Raw genomic sequence first — 20,873 nt, 5'->3', positions numbered from 1 at the left:
GGGCGCTTCGGGACTTCCGATCGCGTGCCGCATGGCCTGTGGTGGGCCTAGGCCTCGGGTGCGCCCAGCTCATCGCCATCGTGGCTGCAGCCGGGCCGGGGCACCATCGGCACAGCGGCACCCTGGCTGTAGGACGAAGCCGCCTGGGCCCGCTGCACGCGCGCAGGCAAGGTCATTGCGCCGGAGGTGGTGGGGGAGCTGCCTGGGGGGATTCCGCTGGCGGTGGAGGCAAAGGCTCCTGCGGCGGCGGCTGCAGCTCGCCACCCTTGCGGCCCGAGAACATCGTCCACCAGACGATGGCCACCAGCAACACCAGCGCCAGCAGCGCTTCAAGCAAAATCAGCCCCATGAAATTGACACTCCTGCGCGTTGCTTTGACGGCGCTGATTGTAGGAACGCTGGCCGCCTGCTCCACGCCCCCTGCCCCAAGCCCCTCCCGCCCCGGGGCCATCCCCGCGCCACCACCGCCCAGCACCGTGGTGCTGCCCGGCGACACCGGCCCGCTGCCGCCACCGATGTCACAGCCCAAAAGCCGCTGGATTCCCGTGCGCTGGGCCGAGCTGCCGGGCTTTGCCGACGATGCGTTGCACGAGGCCTGGAACGCCTGGATCAAGAGCTGCGAACGCCCCCAGCCCCCCTTCACTGCGCTGTGCAGCGAAGTGCGCCAGCTCAGCATTGCCACCGCCGACGAGCAACGCGCGTGGCTCATCGCCCGCCTGCAGCCCTACCGCGTTGAAGCAACCGACGGCAACCCCGAAGGCCTGCTCACCGCGTACTACGAGCCGATGATGGAGGCCACCCGCCAGCCAGGCAATGGGTTTACCGTGCCCATCTACCGCGTACCGACCAGCCTTGGGGCCCGCAAGCCCTGGTACACGCGCCAGCAGATCGAGACCCTGCCGGAAGCGCAGGCCGCGCTCGCGGGCCGCGCCATCGCCTGGCTGCGCGACCCTGTGGAATCGATGGTGCTGCACATCCAGGGCTCGGGCCGCCTGCGCATCGCCGAGGCAGACGGCACGGTGTCGCTGGTGCGCGTGGCTTACGCGGGGACCAACGACCAGCCCTACCAAAGCATCGGCCGCTGGCTGCTGGACCAGGGCTACACCCGCGACGCCACCTGGCCCGGCATCCGCGCCTGGCTGGCCGCCAACCCCCAGCGCACCAACGAGCTGATGTGGACCAACCCTCGCTACGTGTTCTTTCGCGAGGAGCCTCTGAACCCGCTGGACGCAGGCTTCGGCCCGCGCGGCGCCCAGGGCGTACCGCTCACCCCCGGCCGCTCCATCGCCGTGGACCGCCAGAGCATCCCGTACGGCACACCCGTCTGGCTGGCCTCCAGCGGCCCGCAGGTGCAGCTCAACCGCATGGTGATGGCGCAGGACACGGGCAGCGCCATCCTGGGGGCGGTGCGTGCAGACTTCTTCACTGGCTGGGGCCCGGAAGCGGGCGACATCGCCGGGCGCCTGAAGCAGAACCTGCGTCTGTGGGCGTTGTGGCCCCGTTGATTTTTGAATGATTTTGGCTGTCAGCGCTTATTGAATAAGCGCTGACAGCTATTGAAATAATAGCAAACTCTCAGTCACCTCTGCGAACCAGCGCCCAGCGGTTGGCAGCCCCATTCACGGGCACGGCACCCTCGCCGCTTCGGTCTCCACCCGCTGGGCCGCAGCCGCCGCCGCGAACGCCATGGCCGGGGGCACGGTCACGGTGCGCAGTTGATCGCCCGTGACGCGGTACTCGTACTCGCGCGTCGAGCCCACCATCTCCGTCCTGAAAGTGCTGCCCGCCATGGTGGCCGCATACACCTGGGGGCGGACGACCTGGTAACGGTACGTGGTAATGGCCGTCCCGCTGGCGGTCTTGCAGGTCGATTCGAACTGATCTTCCTTGAACTGCAGGGTGCAGCGGCCGGAGGTGTCTTCGGCCTTTTCGCCATCGGGGGTGGTCAGCACGATTTTGGCGGCGCGCCAGCAGCCGAGCAGGGCTGGATCGGAGGCGGCGTGGACGCAGGGGACGATACACAGGAAAGAAAGCAGCAGGCGGGAGCGCGCGAGGAGATTCATAGGTTCATCTCACCCCATACAGAACAAGAACCAAGACCGACGCTGCGGCAAATGCGGCCCACGAGATCACGGTATATCTCGCGCCGATCTGGCCGTGCTTGGCCAACGACCAGATCGTCGTGATGTCATACGGGATACCGCGCGCGGCGCAATAGATAGCGGGGGCGAGAACCCCGTTCCCCAGCACGATCAAATACGCGAGTGGAAGCAGCGGATGCACTTGGTAGAGCATCTGAAAAATGAAGGTCATGGGCCGGGATTTTCAACCGAGTCGCACTGGCCGGGGGCGTTCAGCCCGAAGGGCGGAGTGAGGCGAGCCACAATGCTACAAAATTTATAGCTTATAGCGCTTACCCCACAAGCGCTAGCGACCAAAAACATCTCAAATCGCACAAAACCCAGCCCACGGCCGCCAACGCCCACCTTGTCCCCCTCGGCGGCGCATCCCCCATAAAGCCCCAGCGTGTGGCCCCGCTGCGCCACGTCATACAGCCATCACCCGATAAAGCACAGCAGGTATTCCGTCCGGGCTTCCTCGCGGATGGGTTCCACAAAACCGAGGGGACTGGCTGATGCCATGCAGCAATGGCCAGCCCCACATGCCCCGGAGCAGGATGGTGAAACCGATGGAGTTTTTGTGACGCGTTGTAAGAGGCACTCGCGGAACGAAGCAACGCCGCCGCCGCATCGCCCCACGTGCAGACGTTGCAAGACCATCTGTAAACAGCCATTCCTGCGGGCAGGGTGCATTTACAGAAGACTACAAAGTCAACGGCACCACTACCAGATTGGCCCTTGAGAATCTGCGCTCGTCTTCGGCAGGTAGTGGCTCACTGGGCGAACAAGGGCCTATCGCCGCCGTAACACTTCCGCCGGCCAAGAACCGCGAGAAGCACACGGATGGCACAAAGCCGCCGCTTTTGACAGCGGAGTGCAGGGGCGCCGAACCTGCCAGGCCTGCGTCGGCATGGGCTTCATTGCGGTGCCATGGTGGCGTCATGGCGATGGCAGTTGTTCTGTTCCAGCGCCGAAGACAGGGAGGAGGTCTGTGCCCCAGCACAGATCGTGTTTGTTATTAACAATGAGAGGATCGCAGCATGCGACAAGGTATTTTGAAGAGTGTTTTGGGAATGAGCTTGGGCCTGGCGATGACCACGGGTGTGCATGCCGAGCTGCTCAACATCAGCACAAACGCGGTGCAATCGCAGAACACGCCGACAGCGGCTTGCACGATTGTGGGCGCAGGTGGGAAGACGTTGCCGGACGGCAGCAAAGTGTTCGTCGTCCTGGCAGAAGGCATGGCTGCCGATTCCAACCCCACGCTGGTGATCCGATTCAGCGACAACTCCACCGGGAGTAACGACGACTGGAATTCCACATCTATCGACGCTAGCGGCAAGCCCATCCGGACGAATACTGCAGGATGGCTGGGCCGCAACCCAGGGCGCGAAAGTGATGCTGGCACAGTGGTCGCGGCGATTCCAGGCGAATGGTTTTGTGTGACTTCGCGTGAAGTTTCCGGCGGCGATGCGCTTCGTCCGGTGGCGATCTCCGTGACCGACGTCACGGCAAAGGCGGCGAGCGCGAAGTCTGCTGCCGTGGGTGCAGATGCGGGCTTGCGTTCCGATATCTGGGCCGGTTCGCCCGACTGATCCAACAGCCGCTCATTGGCTTCGGGGCGTTGCACGCTCCTATTGAAAGGGAACACCATCGTGTGTTCCCTTTTTTTCGGGCTACCGCATTGTCTGCACCAGCGGCATGCGCGGATGATTTATAGCTACCCGGGGAGGCCCCTCATTGCTCCACCGCCCAGCGCGTCACCCGGGGCGGCGCATCGCCCACATGAAACGCCAGCTTGCGGTCGCGCAGCGCCACGTCCGAGGCCGTCACGCGGTCAAAACGGCGCAGGTGCTCCGTCCACGACTCGTCCTCGATGCGCTCCACGTACCGCGCGGGCTGGCTGATGTCGTGCAGCAACTGCCAGCCCAGGGCGCCCTGGCGCAAACGGCTGCGGCGGCTTTCCTGCATCACGGCGCGAAATTCAGCGGCGCGGGCGGGGTCGATGAAGTATTCGATGGTGACCACCAGGTGCCCTGATCCCGGCGGTGTGTCGGCCACGGGCGCCTTGAAGGCGCGCGAGGGGCTCAGGTCCTCCTCCATGCTGCGGTCCGCCACCAGGCGCTGCACCAGCAGCATGGCCACCACGCCGGTGGCGGCGGCAATGCCCAGGCTCACATGCACATCGGTGACCGTGGCCACCTGGCCCCACACGGCGGCGCCCAGCGCGGTGGAGCCCATGATGGCCATCTGGTAGATGGACATGCCACGCGCGCGCACCCAGTTGGGCAGCGCGAGCTGGGCAGACACCGACAGCGAGTTGGCCGTGGTGATCCACGCCATGCCCGCCACGAACATCGCGGGCACGGCCACGTACACATTGGGCGCCACGGCCATCACGCCCGTGGCGGCGGCCTGCAGCGCTGTGCCGCGTATCACCAGCACATCGCGCGCCATGGCCTGGCGCAGGCGCGGCAAGAACATGGCCGCCGTGATGGCGCCCGCGCCCATGCTGGCCAGCAGCAGCGTGAAGGTGCCCGCGCCGCCGCCTTCGAGCCCTTTGGCCAGCAGCGGCAGCAGGGCCAGCAGTGCGGTGGCGTGCAGAAAGAAGATGGAGATGCGCCACAGCACGGCCCGCATGCGCGGCGACTGGCGCACGAACTGCAGGCCCACGCGCATGGCGCTGGTCAGACGCTCGCGGCCCAGCGGGCTGGGTGTGTGCACCCGCTTCCAGCGCATGATGACCAGGCCCGAGACGATGGACAGCACGGCGTTGAGCACAAACACCGAGGCGCTGCCCGCGCTGGCGATGATGGCGCCCGCCAGCAGCGGGCCGATGATGCGCGAGGCGTTCATGGCCACGCCGTTGAGCGCGAGTGCGGCGGGCAGCTGCGGACGGCTGACCAGCTCCGGCACGATGGCCGCAAACACCGGCCAGCGCATGGCCAGGCCAATGCCGTTGGCAAAGGTGAGCGCCAGCAGCAGCGGCGCCGTCATGCCTCCGGCCAGGATGGCCACACACAGCACCAGCGCCACGGCCGCGACCCAGAACTGCGTGGCGATGAAGTAACGGCGCCGGTCCAGGATGTCGGCCAGCGCACCGCTGGGCAGGCCCAGCAGGAACACGGGCAGCGTGGAAGCGGTCTGCACCAGCGCCACCAGCACGGGCGAGGTGGTGAGCGTGGTCATGAGCCAGGCGGCCGCCACGTCGTTCATCCACATGCAGGTGTTGGCCGCCACCCAGGTGAGCCAGAGCATGCGGAACACGGGCACCGACAAGGGCGCAAACGGTGAGAGCGAAGCCGCCTGGTTCAGCGCCGCGCTGTCCCCCAACTGGGCGGCAACGGACTCTTCGGTGCCATGCGCCAGATCCGCACGCGCGGCACGGTCTGCAGCCGCATCGCTTTGCGGCGGGGCGCCCGGGCTCAGGTCCGGGGCATCAGGGGAGGGCGGGGGCGCAACGCTGCGCGTGCTTTCGTGGGACGGCAATGGCGGCATGTCTGCGCATTGTGCGACGGTTGGCGCGGCTGTGGTGGCTCAGCGCCAAATAGCCCACTGCGGGCCTGCGCCAAACGGGCCATCACCGGCGCCGCGCTTCGTCATGGGGCATCGGTCGGCGCAGCCGGGACCTGGGTGCCCGCCTGTTTGGTTTGCCGCAGCAGCAGCCAGGCCATGAGCCAGAGTGCCGCCACGCCCGCCAGCAGCACGCCCCACAACACGGCGCTGCGCGTGGAGATGCCGCCGCTGGCCGCCGCAGCGGGCACCTGCGCGCCGTCTGCGGGCTGGCCGCCGGTGATATCGGCACGGGCCACATCGGCCAGCGCCACGGGCAGCTGGTTCTCTTGCGCGGGCTGGTAGCCCGGCACCAGGCTGGCCAGGGGCAGGAAGGCGCTGGCCGCCGCCGTGGCCCCGGGCAGCCCCGCCGCCAGCGTGAAGGGCCCCTGCCCGCTGGCCAGGAACACCAGCTGCGCGGGCTCGAACTGCAGCGCCAAAGCGGGCGCGGCAGCAAAACCGGGGGTCTTGGGGTCGGCTTCGATCTTGATCTCGCGCACCGAGGCACCGCCCAGCTCCACGGGCCCGCTGGCCTGTTCCTTGCCGCCGGTTGCCATCTTGTAGACCACGGCACTGGCCAATGGCGACCAAGGCTGCTCGCGGTGGTTGCGGCCCAGCACGCGCACGGGAATCAGCACATTGCTGCCGGGCGGCGTGATGGCGAGCGCGGCGACCGGTGTGGCAAACGGCAGCGCAAACACCAGCTCGCGCGGGTTGGCCAGGGCGGGCGTGGCCATGCTGGCGCTGACGCGCTCGCGCGGGCCCGTTTTGGACGAGGTAGCCAGCGTGGCGCCGCGCAGGGTCACGGCAGCGTCGCCCCAGGTCACGCGCAGGTAGTGGCCCTTCAGGTCGGCGCGCTGCAGGTCGACCTGCTCGTTGCCCAGGCGGCCCGGTGCCGTGGGCGCCGCCGCAGCGTCGGCACGGTAAAGCACGGTCTCGGCCAGTGGCTGCCAATGTTTGAGGTCCTTGCTGGCCTGCACCCGGAACGTCACGGGCTGGCCCGCAGGCAGATCCACGTCCAGGGCCATGCGGGCCACGGGCAGCTGCACATTGCGCGCGTCGAGCAGCGCGCCGCGCACGGCCTGTGGGGTGGCAGGGCCTGCCGTGGTGGTCGTGGCGGCCGTGTCGATCTGCACCACACGCTGGCCCTGGCGCTCCTCGATGCGCAGCGACAGGCCTTCCAACCCGGCCTGCCCTGGCGTGCCGTGCCCGCCCAGGATGGGATAGGCCGGCAACACCACCGATTCCTCCGGCGCGCTGGCGGCGGCCACGCCGGCCAGCGCCATGGGCACAGGCTGGCCCGCGCCGTTGAAGAGGCGCACATCGGCATAGCCCGGGCTTTGCAGGCGCACCAGCACCTCGGCGGGCAGCACCACGCGCTGCAGCGGCGCATCGGCCGCGAGCGTGACAGGAATGCGGATGGCGTGGGCCGCAGGGCTGTTGGCATCGGCCGCCGCCTGGGCCACGCCGGTGCACAGGGACAGGGCGGCAGCGGCCAGCACCAGGGGCAGGTTCAGGGCGACAGGCTTGTTCATAGCAGTGTTTCTGGTTGCGATGGCGCTGGCGGTGGCGCAGCAGGCTCCGCTGGGGCTGCCGCCTTGGATGGCGACTTCGGAGGTAGAGGCGCAAAGTAGCCCACCACCAGCATCAGCACACCCACGGCGATGAAGGCAATGATGCGTTCGGCACCCCCCGCGTTGGACAGATCGATCAGCAGCAGCTTGACCACCACCACGCCCAGCAAGCCCGCGCCCACCAGCCACAGCGGCCGCTGCACGCGGCGGTGTGCCAGCACCATCATGCTGAGCGCCAGCAGCGTCCACAGGATGGCGTAGCCGGTCTGCACCACAAAGCTGTTGAACAGCGCCGAGGCATCCCAGCGTACGCCAAAGAAGTGGTGGGCCACCCGCAGCCACACGGTGTTGATCACTATGAACGCGAGCAGCGCCAGGGCCACCAGCGCATGGCGCCCGGTGAGCCAACCCGAGCGGCCCGGGGGCGGCAGCGCTGCGAGCAGCACCCGCCGCCAGAACACCAGGCCGCCCAGCGCAAGCGCCAAGGTCAGGTCGGTGGGGTTGAGCAGCGGGATGTAAGGCAGCGGCGCCGTGTGTCCGGACGAATGCACGGCGGCCAGCAGCGCGCCCCCGAACACCAGCACCGCCAAGGGCAGGGCGGCCAGCCAGTAGTAGGCCTCGGCATGCGGGTTCAGCGGCCAGGGCAGCGCCGCGCGTGCCGCAGGCTGGTTGCCACGGCCCGCCCAGAGCGCGAGCAGCATCAGCACCGCAATCGCGCTGACCAGCAGGACCACACCGGCCCACGAGGTACGCCACAGCTCGGCCTTGCCGATGCCGGACCAGAGGCAGTCGGCCAGCAGCAAGGTCACCAGCCAGGCCGTGGCGGCGTGGAACCAGCCGAAGCGCGGCGCGCTTTGGGCGGACGGGCCCTCAGCGTCCGCCGCCTGCCAGCGATCGGTCTGCCACAGCATCCACCCATGCAGCGTCAGCACGATGGGCCACACGGCCCAGGCGGGGGTGGTCAGCACGCGATGGCCATCCACCACCTGCGCCACGAACCCCAGCGCCAGCACGCCGATGGTGGCGCGCGCGGGCCAGGTGGCCACGGCCCAGCGCGTGCGCAGGCCGAGCACCATCGACAGCGCGGCGCTCAACACCACAGCCAGCATGCCCAGCAGTTCGGCAACGCGGCCCGAGAACACCGGGACGGGCCACTGATTCGCCTCGGTGGCGGGCACGCTGCGCGTGATCTCCAGCCACCAGGCCAGGCACCAGAAGACAAAGCCGTAGAGGTAGGCTGGGTTGGGCAACAGCACCTCCACCCTGGCATAGCCCTGGGCCCAGGCCGAACCGCTGTGGGGCAGCGGCTGGCGCAGCCACCAGGCCAGCAGCAGCGCGGGCAAAGCAATCAGCATCGCGCCCAGGAAGGCCGGGTTGGCCAGCGGCAGGGGCGAGACCTGCAGGCCACCACCGTCCACGCCGCCCATGAACGCCAGCATGGCCACGACCTGCAGCACCAGGCCAAAGGCACGCGGCATCCAGCGGGCCTGGCGCATGCCGACCCAGAAGGCGCCCGCGCCTTCGAGCGCCCACACCGCCGAGGTCCACTGCGCATCCAGCGCGAGCGGCACGGCCAGCGTGGCAAAGCCCACGCCGATGGCGATGAAACATTCGGTGAGCAGGCGCCAACTGGCTTGCGCGCGGCGCACCAGCACGGTCGCGGTCAGCAGGTAGACCGCCGCAAAGGCCAGCGCCGAGAAGGCCGCGCCCAGCTCAAACGGCTGCACCAGCCCGGCCTGCAGCCCAAAACCCACCAGCGGCGTGCCGAAGACCAGCATGCTGTCCACCGTCTTGCCCAGCTTCGTCGGCGTGTTGCGCGCATAGAAGATGGCGGTGAACAGGTAGATCAGCACAAAGCCCACGAGGAAGGGCTGCGTGCTGGCGTAGTGATCGGGCACATATTTGAGCGCCCCCCAGGCCGTGGCCACGCCGAAGGTAGCGACAAAACCCACCACGTTGAGCACGCGCCAGGAGCGCTTGTGGGCGATGAAGAGAATCGCCAGGTTGAGCAGGGTGTAGTAGCTGAACAGGCCGACATGGCTGCCCTGGCCGGTGGAGAGCAGGATGGGCGCCGCAAAGCCCCCGGCGAACGCCGCCACCGCCAGCGCGCGCGAATCCTGCAGCAGCGCCAGCGCACAGCTCGCCGCGCAGACCGCGATCATCAGCCCGAAGGCCCAGAGCGGCGGCAGCAGCCCATAGAGCCGGAAAGCCGCAAACACGGTGAGGTAGATCACCGCCACGCCGCCGCCCTGCAGGGCCAGCGCAAAGCCGGGTTTGTCGGTGCGCTTGCGGAAACCCACCCCCAGCAGCGCAATGCCCACCGCTGCAACCGCCGCCAGGCGGAACTCGACCGGCAGCAGCCCGGCCGACGCCGCGTAGCGCGCAAGGAAGGACAGGCCGATGAACAGGATCACCAGGCCCACACGCACGATGGTGTTGCCGCCCAGGAACCAGTTCTTGGCCGCGAGCACGGCGAGCTCGATGGGGTTGGGCTGCGCGGGCGGGGCTGTCTTGCGGGGCTCGGAGGGGGCGACAGGCGCATCTGTGCGGGCGGCCACCGGGGCCGACGCCGGAGCCAACGCGGGGACGCGCGGCAGGCCTTGGGGCGTGAGTTCGCCGGCCCAAAAAGCGTCGTCCGCATCCCGAGGATCGTCGCTGGGGGTGGGCGGTGGAGGGGGTGCGTGTGGCGCAGGCCGTTGCGCCACTTGCGCTGCCGCCACAGGCCGGTCTTCGGCAACCGGCGCTGCCTGCGGTGCCCGCGTGGGCTGGGCGGTGGCCTTGGTGGCGTGCGCCTGCAGCTCGGTGCGGATGGCAGAGCGGATCGCCCAGCGCAGCGACAGCCCTGCGAAAAAGCCCAGAATGCCGCCCACAAACGGCCCGAAGTCGCCGTAACCGCCGAACCACGAGCCCAGCACCGCGCCCCAGAAAATGCCCCAGATGATCATGCCGCCCTCGCCCTCTTTTTTGGGCTCCGGTCGGCAGGCCCTGGGGCTGTGCGCGAGAGGAGCCATCGTATTGGTAGACCCACCGGCAACCGCTCGCGCAGCCACCTTGCGAACCAACACCCCGGTCAGGGACACGAGGTGCAGGGCCTTGCAGGCGCGTGGCGGAGAGGGTGCGTGCGGCAGCTTGGCAGCCCCGCTGTGGTTCCGCAGGCTTATACAGCACACCCTGCGCAGGAACCATTCCCTAACGCCTTGTTACCTCGCAGGGCGCCCAGCCACATCAAGCCCCTCGCCCCGGGGCGGGGGGTTGTGCTGCCCGGATTTGAGGCAAAAACAGGCCTCTGCGCCCGTCCATCAATCCATAGCAGCTATCAATATAGTAGCAATTATCCTTTGACCCGCGCCAGGTGCGTGAGCGGCAGCGCCCCGCTGGCCTTCACCTCGCCCAGCGAGAAGCTGGTGTGCATGTCTTTCACATTAGGCAAGTTCAGCAGCACATCGCGCGCAAACTGCGAAAAGCTGTCCAGGTCGCGCGCCACCACCTGCAGCTCGAAGGTGCCGGTGCCGCTGATGTAGTGACACGACACGACCTCGGGGATCTGGCGGATGGCCTCTTCCATCTTGCGCGTGAGGTTGCCCGTGCTGCGGTCGGCGTCCAGCCGCACAAAGGCCAGCACCCCCAGGCCAATCTTGTGCCGGTCGATCTCGGCGCGGTAGCCCTTGATGAAGCCTTGCTCTTCCAGCGCCCGCACGCGGCGCCAGCAGGGCGCGGCCGACAGGCCCACGCGCTGGGCCAGCTCGGCGTTCGTCAGGCGCGCGTCAGCCTGCAGTTCGTTGAGGATGGCGATATCGAATTTGTCGAGAGTGTTCACAAAATGGCTGCGATGAGAAAGATCCTTTCTCAGAATAGCCTAAACACGGCACAGAACGCAAAGACATATCAGCGGCGCAGACATACACTTCTCTCCACACTGGAGTCGCGGCCCTAAACGGGCGGATGGACTCTTCCCCCCACCGGCCCACAAGGCGCGGCCCCCACAAAAAAGCCATTGGAGACATAGCCATGAATGCCCCACTCCCAGAATCCGTCCGCAAGGCGCTGGAAACCGTCACGCTTGACGACAAGTATTCCCTGGACCACGGCCGGGCCTTCATGAGCGGGGTGCAGGCCCTGGTGCGCCTGCCCATGCTGCAGCGCCAGCGCGATGCGGTGGCCGGGCTGAACACCGCCGGTTTCATCAGCGGCTACCGGGGCTCCCCGCTGGGCACGTATGACCAGGCGCTGTGGGCAGCCAAGAAGCACCTGGCGGCCAACAACATCGTCTTCCAGCCCGGCGTGAATGAAGAGCTGGGCGCCACGGCCGTCTGGGGCACGCAGCAGCTGGACCTGTACCCGCAGAGCAAGAAGTTCGACGGCGTCTTCGGCATCTGGTACGGCAAGGGCCCGGGCGTGGACCGCTGCTCGGACGTGTTCAAGCACGCCAACATGGCGGGTACCGCCAAGCATGGCGGCGTGATCGCCATTGCGGGCGACGACCACATCAGCAAGAGCAGCACGGCCGCGCACCAGAGCGACCACATCTTCAAGGCCTGCGGCACGCCGGTGTTCTTCCCGAGCAGCGTGCAAGAGATCCTGGACATGGGCCTGCACGCCTTTGCCATGAGCCGTTTCTCGGGCGTGTGGTCGGGCATGAAGACCATCCAGGAGGTGGTGGAGTCTTCCAGCAGCATCAACATCGACCCGGACCGCGTGAAGATCGTGATGCCCGAGGACTTCGTGATGCCACCCGGCGGCCTGCACATCCGCTGGCCCGATGCGCCGCTGGAGCAGGAAGCGCGTCTCATGGACTACAAGTGGTACGCGGCCCTGGCGTACATCCGCGCCAACAAGCTCAACTACAACGTCATCGAAGGCAAGAACGACCGCTTCGGCATCATTGCCAGCGGCAAGGCCTACAACGACACACGCCAGGCGCTGGTGGACCTGGGCCTCGATGACGACACCTGCCGCCAGTTGGGCATCCGCGTGCACAAGGTCAACGTGGTGTGGCCGCTCGAAGCGACCATCACCCGCGACTTTGCACAAGGCCTGCAAGAGATCCTGGTGGTGGAAGAAAAACGCCAGGTCATCGAATACCAGCTGAAAGAAGAGCTGTACAACTGGCGCGCCGACGTGCGCCCCAATGTGCTGGGCAAGTTCGACGAGCCCGAGGGCGATGCCACGGGCGGCGAATGGAGCATGCCCAACCCCAGCCAGAACTGGCTGCTGCGCGCCAAGGCCGACCTGACGCCCGCCATCATCGCCAAGGCGATTGCCAAACGCCTGAAGAAACTGGGCGTGCCCGGCGACATCATCGCGCGCATGGATGCACGCATCAGCGTCATCGAAGCCAGCGAGCGTGGCATGGCCGAACTGAAGGTGGACACGGGCGAGCGTGCGCCCTGGTTCTGCAGCGGCTGCCCGCACAACACCAGCACCCGCGTGCCCGAAGGCTCTCGCGCCGTGGCCGGCATTGGCTGCCACTACATGGCCAACTGGATGCCCGACCGCAACACGTCCACCTTCACGCAGATGGGCGGCGAGGGCGTGACCTGGGTGGGCCAGGCACCGTTCACCACCGACCAGCATGTGTTTGCCAACCTGGGCGACGGCACGTACTTTCACAGCGGGCTGCTGGCCATCCGCCAGAGCATTGCGGCCGGCACCAGCATCACCTACAAGGTGCTCTACAACGACGCCGTGGCCATGACCGGCGGCCAGCAGGTGGGCGAGCGGCCCGAGGGCCACTCGGTGCTGCAGATCATGAACAGCCTCAAGTCCGAGGGCGTGGCCAAGCTCATCATCGTGACCGACGAGCCGCAGAAGTACGACGGAGTACCGCTGGCCGAGGGCGTGACGGTGCACCACCGCGACGAGCTCGACACGCTGCAGCGCCAGTTCCGCGAGATCAAGGGCTGCACGGTCATCATCTACGACCAGACCTGCGCGACCGAAAAGCGCCGCCGCCGCAAGCGCGGCACCCTGGCCACGCCCGACAAGACCGTGGTCATCAACGAGCTGGTGTGCGAGGGCTGCGGCGACTGCTCGACCAAGTCCAACTGCCTCTCCGTCGAGCCCGTGGAGACCGAATTTGGCCGCAAGCGCCGCATCAACCAGAGCACCTGCAATAAGGACTACTCGTGCGTGAACGGCTTCTGCCCGAGCTTCGTCACGGTGGAGGGCGGCAAGCTCAAGAAGCCCAAGAAGGAAAAGAAGGGCGACCTGTCGGCGCTGCCCTCCATTCCTGAACCCGTGCTGCCGGTGGCCGAAGCGGCCTGGGGCATCGTGGTCGGCGGCGTGGGCGGCACGGGCGTGATCACCATCGGCTCGCTGCTGGGCATGGCGGCGCACCTGGACGGCAAGGGCGTCATCACGCAGGACGCCGGCGGCCTGGCCCAAAAGGGCGGCGCCACCTGGAGCCACATCCAGATCGCCAACCGGCCCGAGGCCATCTACACAACCAAGGTCGATACGGCCAAGGCGGACCTGGTGATTGGCTGCGATTCCATCGTGGCGGCCCACAAGTACACGCTGGCAGTGATGCAGCCCGGCCGCACCTTTGTGGCGCTCAACACGCACGGCACGCCCACGGCGGCGTTTGTGACCAACCCGGACTGGCAGTTCCCCGGCGCCAATTGCGACAGCGCGATTGCCGCGGCGGTCGGCGCAGGCGGTGTGGGCAGCTTTGACGCTGAGCAGGTGGCCACCCAGCTGCTGGGCGACAGCATCTACACCAACCCGCTGATGCTGGGCTATGCCTGGCAAAAGGGCCGCGTGCCACTGACTTTCGCCTCGCTGATGCGCGCCATGGAACTCAACGGCGTGCAGGTGGACAACAACAAGGCCGCGTTTGAATGGGGCCGCCGCTGCGCGCACGATCTGGCGTCGGTGCAGGCGCTGTTCCAGGCTGCGCAGGTGATCCAGTTTGTGAAGAAGCCCTCGCTGACCGAGATGATCGCCAAGCGTGTCGAATTCCTCACTGGCTACCAGAACGCGGCCTACGCGGCCGAGTACCACGCGTTTGTCGAGAAGGTGAAGGCGACCGAATCGCGGCTGGACGTCGGCACCCGCCTGAGCGAAGCCGTGGCCCGCTACCTGTTCAAGCTCATGGCGTACAAGGACGAGTACGAAGTGGCGCGCCTGCACACCGACCAGGCTTTCACGGACAAGATCGCCAACATGTTCGAAGGCGACTACAAGCTGGTGCACCACCTGGCACCACCCATGACGGCCAAGAAGAACGACAAGGGCGAACTCGTCAAGCAGCCCTTCGGCCCCTGGATGCGCAGCGCTTTTGGCCTGCTGGCCAAGATGAAGGGTCTGCGCGGCACGGCGCTGGACGTGTTCGGCAAGACCGAGGAGCGCCGCATGGAGCGCGCGCTGATCGTGGAATACCGCGCCTGCATCGACGAACTGCTGGCCACGCTGAATGCGGACAACCTGGCCCTGGCCGTGGAGATCGCCCGCATCCCCGAAGAGATCCGGGGCTATGGCCACGTGAAGGAGCGCCACCTGAAAGCGGCACGCCCCAAATGGGACGGCCTGATGGCCCAGTGGCGCAGCGGCAAGGCGACCGAGCCCCGGCGCCAAGCGGCCTGACACACGGCCCGCAGCGGCCGTTTGGGGCGGAGAGCCCGCGCCTGGCGCGGGCTTTTTGCTATTAATTGATGAGCTATAAATACATAACCATCAAGCGCCAGCAGCCATTTTTACCCAAATAGCTGTCAATCCATCCCTTGCGCCGCCTGGCGCGGCAAACACCCGCTGCCGCCTTGGGTCTTCCTCCTGGGGACACAGGCGGGGCGCCGCATACAATGCCCTGTTCTGCCCTGACAGGCGCTTTGGCGCTTGCCTCTGGCGGGTTGTGTGAATTTTGAACATCCGTTGTGGAGTCCAGTCCGTGTTTATTTCTTCCGCTTTTGCCCAAACCGCACCCGCAGCAGCCGCTGGCGGCGGCGACATGATGTCCACGCTCACGGGCATGCTGCCCCTGGTGCTGATGTTTGTGGTGCTGTACTTCGTCATGATCCGCCCCCAGATGAAGCGCCAGAAGGAACACCGCGCCATGATCGAAGCCATTGCCAAGGGCGATGAAGTGGCCACCGCTGGCGGCATCGTCGGCAAGGTCACGCGCCTGTCCGAAGGTTTCCTGCACATCGAGATCGCCAGCGGCGTGGAAGTGCAGCTGCAGCGCAGCGCCGTGGTTCAGGTGCTTCCCAAGGGTTCGGTGAAGTGAGGATCAACCCCCTGAGCGGCTGCGCCGCCTCCCCCTTCTCTCGCGCTGCGCGCGGGACGGGGGACGACGCCCGTGGCTTGGCAACGCCAGTTCCACGGTGTCCGCTGGCATGAGGGGATCGGCGCACACAGCGCCTGAAATACTGAGATAAGAGCGCGATCATGAACCGTTATCCGGTCTGGAAGTACGCGATCCTGGTGATCGTGCTGCTGGTGGGGGTGTTGTACACCCTGCCCAATTTCTTCGGCGAGGCACCTGCCGTGCAGGTTTCGTCGGCCAAAGCCACCGTCAAGGTGGATACTGCCGTGCAGCAGCGGGTGGAAGAGGCGCTCAAGGCGGCTGGCGTCACGCCAGACTTCGTGGAACTGGAAGGCAACTCGGTGCGCGCGCGTTTCGATGCGCCCGACACGCAGCTCAAGGCCAAGGACGCGATCCAGAAGGCCCTGGTACCCGACGCCAGCGATCCCTCGTACATCGTGGCGCTGAACCTTGTGTCCCGCTCGCCCGTCTGGCTCAAATCCCTGCACGCCAACCCCATGTACCTGGGCCTGGACCTGCGCGGCGGCGTGCACTTCATGCTGCAGGTGGACATGCAGGCGGCCTTGACCAAAAAAGCCGAGTCGTACGCAGGCGACATCCGCACCGCACTGCGCGACAAGAGCATCCGCCACGGCGGCATCAGCCGCGAAGGGCAGAACATCGACATCAAGGTGCGCGACGAAGCCACGATGACTGCAGCCCGCAACCTGATTGCGGACCAGTTCCCCGACCTCCAGGTCGCCAGCACGCCCGAGGGCACTGAATTCAAGCTGCGCGTTGCCATCAAGCCCGAAGCCACGCGCAAGGTGCAGGAGCAGGCGCTCAAGCAGAACATGGTCACGCTGCACAACCGGATCAACGAACTGGGCGTGGCCGAACCCGTGATCCAGCAGCAGGGCCTGGACCGCATCGTGGTGCAGCTGCCCGGTGTGCAGGACACGGCCAAGGCCAAGGACATCCTGGGCCGCACCGCCACGCTGGAAGTTCGCCTGGTGGACGAGGGCACCGAAGCCCGCGCCGCCGAGACTGGCCGTGGCCCCGTGCCGTTCGGCTCAGAACGCTATCTGGAACGCAGCGGCCAGCCGGTCATCGTCAAGAAGCAGGTGATCTTGACCGGCGAGAACCTGACCGATGCCCAGCCGGGCTTTGACGGCCAGACGCAGGAACCCACTGTGAACCTCACGCTGGACGCCAAGGGTGCACGCATCTTCAAGGACATCACGCGCGAGAACGTAGGCAAGCGCATGGCCATCGTGCTGTTTGAAAAGGGCAAGGGCGAAGTGGTGACCGCGCCGGTGATCCGCACCGAGATCGGCGGCGGGCGCGTGCAGATTTCGGGCCGCATGACCACGGCCGAAGCCAACGACACCGCGCTGCTGCTGCGCGCCGGTTCGCTGGCGGCGCCCATGGAAATCATCGAAGAATTCACCATCGGCCCCAGCCTGGGCGCCGACAACATCGAGCGCGGCATCAACAGCGTGGTCTGGGGTCTGATCGCGATTGCCATCTTCATGTGCGCCTACTACATGCTGTTTGGCGTGTTCTCCAGCATTGCGCTGGGCGTGAACGTGCTGCTGCTGGTGGCGGTTCTGTCGATGCTGCAAGCCACACTCACATTGCCGGGCATTGCCGCCATGGCCCTCGCGATTGGGGTGGCCATTGACTCGAACGTGCTGATCAATGAACGCATCCGCGAGGAGCTGCGCTCGGGTGTATCGCCACAGGCGGCCATCCATACGGGCTACGAGCGTGCCTGGGCGACGATTCTCGACTCCAACGTGACGACGCTGATTGCAGGCCTGGCCCTGCTGGCCTTTGGCTCCGGCCCGGTGCGCGGGTTTGCCGTGGTGCATTGCATCGGCATCCTGACCAGCATGTTCTCGGCCGTGTTCTTCTCGCGGGGCCTGGTGAACCTGTGGTACGGCCGCCAGAAGAAGCTCAAGAGCGTGTCGATCGGTACGGTCTGGAAGCCAGATACCGACACCGCCGTGGCCAAGACGAACTAAAGGACAACGGCCATGGAATTCTTCCGCATCAAAAAAGATATCCCCTTCATGAAGCACGCGTTGATCTTCAACGCGATCTCCTTCATCACCTTTGCCCTCGCAGTGTTCTTCCTGCTGACCCGTGGCCTGCACCTGTCGGTGGAGTTCACCGGCGGTACGGTCATGGAAGTGGCCTACAGCCAGCCCGCCGAACTGGCCAAGGTCCGCGAGACGGTTTCCGGCCTGGGCTATCCGGACGTGCAGGTGCAGAACTTCGGCACCGCCCGCGACGTGATGATCCGGCTGCCCGTGCAAAAGGGCGTCACATCCGCGCAGCAAAGCGAGCAGGTGCTGGGCGCGCTCAAGGCCGCTGACCCCGAGGTCACGCTGCGCCGCACCGAGTTCGTCGGCCCGCAGGTGGGTGAGGAACTGGTGCATGGCGGCCTCATGGCGCTGGCCATGGTGGTCGTGGGCATCGTGATCTACCTGGCCTTCCGCTTCGAGTGGAAGTTCGGGGTCGCAGCCATCATCGCCAACCTGCATGACGTGGTGATCATCCTGGGCTTCTTCGCGTTCTTTCAGTGGGAGTTCTCGCTGTCGGTGCTGGCTGCTGTGCTGGCCGTGCTGGGATACTCGGTCAACGAGTCGGTCGTGATCTTCGACCGGATCCGCGAGGCCTTCCGCAAGTACCGCAAGATGAGCACGCACGAGGTGATCGACCACGCCATCACGAGCACGATGAGCCGCACCATCATCACCCACGCTTCGACCGAGGCCATGGTGCTGTCGATGTTCTTCTTTGGCGGCCCCAGCCTGCACTACTTTGCGCTGGCGCTGACGATCGGCATCCTGTTCGGCATCTACTCGTCCGTGTTCGTGGCAGCCGCCATCGCCATGTGGCTGGGCGTAAAACGCGAGGACCTTGTCAAGCCCGTCAGAAAAGATGGGGATCCGAATGATCCCCATGCCGGAGCCACCGTCTGACCCGCTAATATCTGCCCATGCAGCCCACGCCCTCTTCCGTTCCGCAGCGCCGCCTGGCCCGCCAGGCGCGCCAGCGGTTCGTAGAGGGCATCTGTGCAGGGCTCCCGGATCTGGACAAGACGGTCCTGGACCTCCTGACAACGCTGATGACCCAGACGGGCACGGCGCGCGAAATGCAGTCGCACCGCGATGCCTGGATGCGGTACCAACAGCACCACGCAGCCTGGACAGATCGCACCGGCAAGGCCTGGCGCGATGCGTTGTCCCCCCACAGCAGCACCACCCGGGGTGCCCTGGCAGCCAATGGCGCAAACCCCCAGTTCGAACTGTTGAGCGACGACGTGGTGGAAAACAAGATCCTGGCTTCACGCATGGCCCTGACGGTCAGCGAACAGGTGAGCCAGCAGTTCGACACACTGCGCCAGCGCACCCAGTCGCTGGAAGGCCAGGAACTCGACAGCAGCGACATCCTTCGTCCGGAAGCCGTGTGCCTGCTGCTGGTCGAGCAGTGGGTGGAGGCCGGACTGCCCCGCACCGACCTGCAGACCGTGGTGGACCCGCTGCAGCGGGAACTGGCCAACTTGCTCCAGAAACAGTACCAGGCCGTCAACGTGTTCTATGTGGAACAGGGTGTGACGCCACAGGCGGACCTGAAGTCCCGCGTGCGGCGCACGGCAGGGGGGGCGATCACCGGCAGCGGTGGGAGCAACGACTCCGGGGCCGGAGGCCTGGCCTCCCAGGCACTGGCCCAGACCCGGGATGCCATGGCGGCAGCGCGCGGGGGCATGATGCCCCCCCAAGGCGGTCGGCCCATGCCCCAGCATCCGTCCCGCATGCCCCCACCGGGCTACCCGCAGCACGGAATGCCAACTGCGTTTGCCACCGGCATGACTCCGCTGGCACGCGCCCGCCAGCGCGCCCACGGTGTGATGGGGCAACTGCGCAGGCTGCTCACACAGCCTGCCACCGGCTTCGACATGGTCAATGCCCCACCAGCGTCTGCGGCGCTGGCCCATGCACTGACCGCCCACCGTGTGCACGCCGACACGTACTACAGCGGTGTCGCCACCCTGATGGAAGACTACAGCCCTGCGGCCGTGGTCCAGTTGGCAGGTGCCGTGCGCGAACGCTCGACCGAACTCAAGAAAAAAGCCTCGACGGCCGGTGAAAAAGCCATCATTGAAGTGGTGGCCCTGATGTTCCAGAGCATCCTGGCCGAGGACCGCATCCCGCCAGCCGTGCGCGTGTGGTTTGCGCGGCTTCAGGTGCCTGTGCTGCGCGTGGCACTGGCCGAGCCAGAGTTTTTCAGCAACCTCAACCACCCAGCGCGCCAGCTGATCGACCGCATGGGCGCCTGCGTGATGGGCTTTGATGCGACCAGCATCAATGGCAGCGCACTGGAGGCGGAAATCCGCCGCGTGGTACAGGTGATTGAGCAGTACCCTGAAACCGGCCGCCGGGTGTTCCAGCTCGTCTACGACGAGTTCGAGAAATTCCTGTCCAAGTTCCTCACCGAAAAACAGGCTACGTCGCGCCTGGTTACGGTGGCTCAACAGGTGGAGCAAAGGGAGACGCTGGCGATCCAGTACACCATCGAGCTGCGCACCATGCTGCGCGACATGCCGGTGCGCGACGAGATCCGCGAGTTTCTGTTCAAGACCTGGGCCGAAGTCCTGGCCCTCTCGGCCGTGCGCGACGGCCCCCAGCACGCAGACACCATCTCGCTCAAGCGCACAGCCGCCGACCTCGTCTGGGCCGCCAGTGCCAAGCCCAACCGCAGCGACCGCGCGCAGGTCATCCAGAATCTTCCTGGCCTGCTGCAGCGACTGCGCCAGGGGCTGGCCCTCATGGGCGTGAACGGCGCGCCGCAGGACGCCCAGATCAAGATCCTCACCGACACCCTGGCCGATGCCTTCCTGTCCAAGACGGCCTCCATCCCGCAGGCCCACATTGACGCCATGGCCAAGCGCCTGGCCAATCTGGAGGACTTTATTAGCGACGCCACGCTGGGCGACATGCCGCTCAATGCCGACAACATCGAAATGATGCTGGGTATCGACGCTTCGTCCATTCACGTGGTCGCCGACAACGGCGCCCCGGTGGAAGACGCCATGGTGGCCTGGGCCCAGGAACTGCAGCCTGGCACCTGGTACACACTGGACCACAACGGCGCATCGGCCCAGGTGCAGTACGCGTGGCAAAGCCAGCGCAAGCAGCTGCACCTGTTCGCAGCCGTGGATGGCAGCAGCTACCTGATCCAGCTGCGCAGGCTGGCTGCGTACTTGCAAGCGGGCTTGCTCGTGGCCCAGGACGAAGAAGGCCTGACCTTGCGCGCCACGCGCGATGCACTGGCCAAGCTGGACGCAAACCCCGAGCGGCTGCTGGACTGACGCGGTTT

15 protein-coding genes are annotated in these 20,873 nt (G+C 66.5%); 7 read left to right on the top strand and 8 right to left on the bottom strand.

The genetic code is table 11. The features are described 5' to 3' along the window. Window positions 1–47: 47 nt before the first annotated feature. The gene (locus LPA35_RS26085; protein WP_255669686.1) at window positions 48–176 is read right to left on the bottom strand and encodes a hypothetical protein; all 129 of its coding nucleotides are present in this window, start codon (window positions 174–176) and stop codon (window positions 48–50) included. Beyond that, window positions 173–349 (bottom strand): hypothetical protein, encoded by a 177-nt coding sequence (locus LPA35_RS12320; protein ID WP_228897174.1) that lies wholly within the window; start codon window positions 347–349, stop codon window positions 173–175. The genes LPA35_RS26085 and LPA35_RS12320 overlap by 4 nt, the downstream gene beginning before the upstream one ends. On the opposite strand from LPA35_RS12320, the gene LPA35_RS12315 reads away from it, so the two are divergent. Beyond that, a complete protein-coding gene (locus LPA35_RS12315) occupies window positions 282–1,505 on the top strand; it encodes a murein transglycosylase A (protein ID WP_228897304.1) in 1,224 nt (407 codons plus the stop codon). The genes LPA35_RS12320 and LPA35_RS12315 overlap by 68 nt on opposite strands. A gap of 114 nt (window positions 1,506–1,619) precedes the next feature. On the opposite strand, the gene LPA35_RS12310 is transcribed toward LPA35_RS12315, so the two are convergent. Together LPA35_RS12310 and LPA35_RS12305 are read right to left on the bottom strand one after the other, a co-directional pair. Beyond that, window positions 1,620–1,952, bottom strand: a complete 333-nt coding sequence (locus LPA35_RS12310) for a hypothetical protein (RefSeq protein WP_228897173.1) — start codon at window positions 1,950–1,952, stop codon at window positions 1,620–1,622. 115 nt (window positions 1,953–2,067) lie between these two features. Then, window positions 2,068–2,313, bottom strand: a complete 246-nt coding sequence (locus tag LPA35_RS12305; RefSeq protein ID WP_228897172.1) for a hypothetical protein — start codon at window positions 2,311–2,313, stop codon at window positions 2,068–2,070. A gap of 847 nt (window positions 2,314–3,160) precedes the next feature. Here LPA35_RS12305 and LPA35_RS12300 point away from each other — a divergent pair. Then, window positions 3,161–3,715, top strand: coding sequence for a hypothetical protein (locus LPA35_RS12300; protein ID WP_228897171.1), 555 nt, complete (start codon window positions 3,161–3,163; stop codon window positions 3,713–3,715). 142 nt (window positions 3,716–3,857) lie between these two features. On the opposite strand, the gene LPA35_RS12295 is transcribed toward LPA35_RS12300, so the two are convergent. The 4 genes from LPA35_RS12295 to LPA35_RS12280 form a co-directional block, all read right to left on the bottom strand. Continuing rightward, the gene (locus tag LPA35_RS12295) at window positions 3,858–5,618 is read right to left on the bottom strand and encodes an MFS transporter (RefSeq protein ID WP_228897170.1); all 1,761 of its coding nucleotides are present in this window, start codon (window positions 5,616–5,618) and stop codon (window positions 3,858–3,860) included. Window positions 5,619–5,719: 101 nt separating this feature from the next. Then, complete coding sequence (locus tag LPA35_RS12290) at window positions 5,720–7,207, bottom strand: DUF3999 domain-containing protein (RefSeq protein WP_228897169.1); 1,488 nt, start codon at window positions 7,205–7,207, stop codon at window positions 5,720–5,722. Continuing rightward, on the bottom strand, window positions 7,204–10,191 hold the full coding sequence (locus LPA35_RS12285; protein WP_228897168.1) for a DUF2339 domain-containing protein: 2,988 nt from the start codon (window positions 10,189–10,191) through the stop codon (window positions 7,204–7,206). Before LPA35_RS12285 ends, LPA35_RS12290 begins: the two co-directional genes overlap by 4 nt. A 386-nt stretch (window positions 10,192–10,577) precedes the next feature. Beyond that, window positions 10,578–11,063, bottom strand: a complete 486-nt coding sequence (locus LPA35_RS12280) for an Lrp/AsnC family transcriptional regulator (RefSeq protein ID WP_094289647.1) — start codon at window positions 11,061–11,063, stop codon at window positions 10,578–10,580. A 191-nt stretch (window positions 11,064–11,254) separates the two neighbouring features. On the opposite strand from LPA35_RS12280, the gene LPA35_RS12275 reads away from it, so the two are divergent. From LPA35_RS12275 to LPA35_RS12255, 5 genes are all read left to right on the top strand, one after another. After that, window positions 11,255–14,830 carry an indolepyruvate ferredoxin oxidoreductase family protein gene (locus LPA35_RS12275; RefSeq protein ID WP_228897167.1) on the top strand — a complete coding sequence of 1,192 codons (3,576 nt, stop codon included), beginning with the start codon at window positions 11,255–11,257 and terminating at the stop codon, window positions 14,828–14,830. A gap of 301 nt (window positions 14,831–15,131) precedes the next feature. Next, window positions 15,132–15,467, top strand: coding sequence for a preprotein translocase subunit YajC (yajC, locus tag LPA35_RS12270; protein WP_055400362.1), 336 nt, complete (start codon window positions 15,132–15,134; stop codon window positions 15,465–15,467). A 161-nt stretch (window positions 15,468–15,628) separates the two neighbouring features. Next, complete coding sequence (secD, locus tag LPA35_RS12265; protein ID WP_228897166.1) at window positions 15,629–17,512, top strand: protein translocase subunit SecD; 1,884 nt, start codon at window positions 15,629–15,631, stop codon at window positions 17,510–17,512. A 12-nt stretch (window positions 17,513–17,524) separates the two neighbouring features. Beyond that, entirely contained in the window at window positions 17,525–18,475 is a 951-nt protein-coding gene (gene secF, locus LPA35_RS12260; RefSeq protein WP_121421621.1) for a protein translocase subunit SecF, read from the top strand. Window positions 18,476–18,492: 17 nt separating this feature from the next. After that, window positions 18,493–20,865, top strand: a complete 2,373-nt coding sequence (locus LPA35_RS12255) for a DUF1631 domain-containing protein (protein ID WP_228897165.1) — start codon at window positions 18,493–18,495, stop codon at window positions 20,863–20,865. Window positions 20,866–20,873 lie beyond the last annotated feature (8 nt).

Source organism: Acidovorax sp. Leaf73, assembly GCF_916855635.1.
Classification (GTDB): Bacteria; Pseudomonadota; Gammaproteobacteria; order Burkholderiales; family Burkholderiaceae_C; genus Acidovorax; species Acidovorax facilis.
Note: the sequence above shows the minus strand (reverse complement) of the source record. Positions and strands in the feature narration are given on the sequence as shown.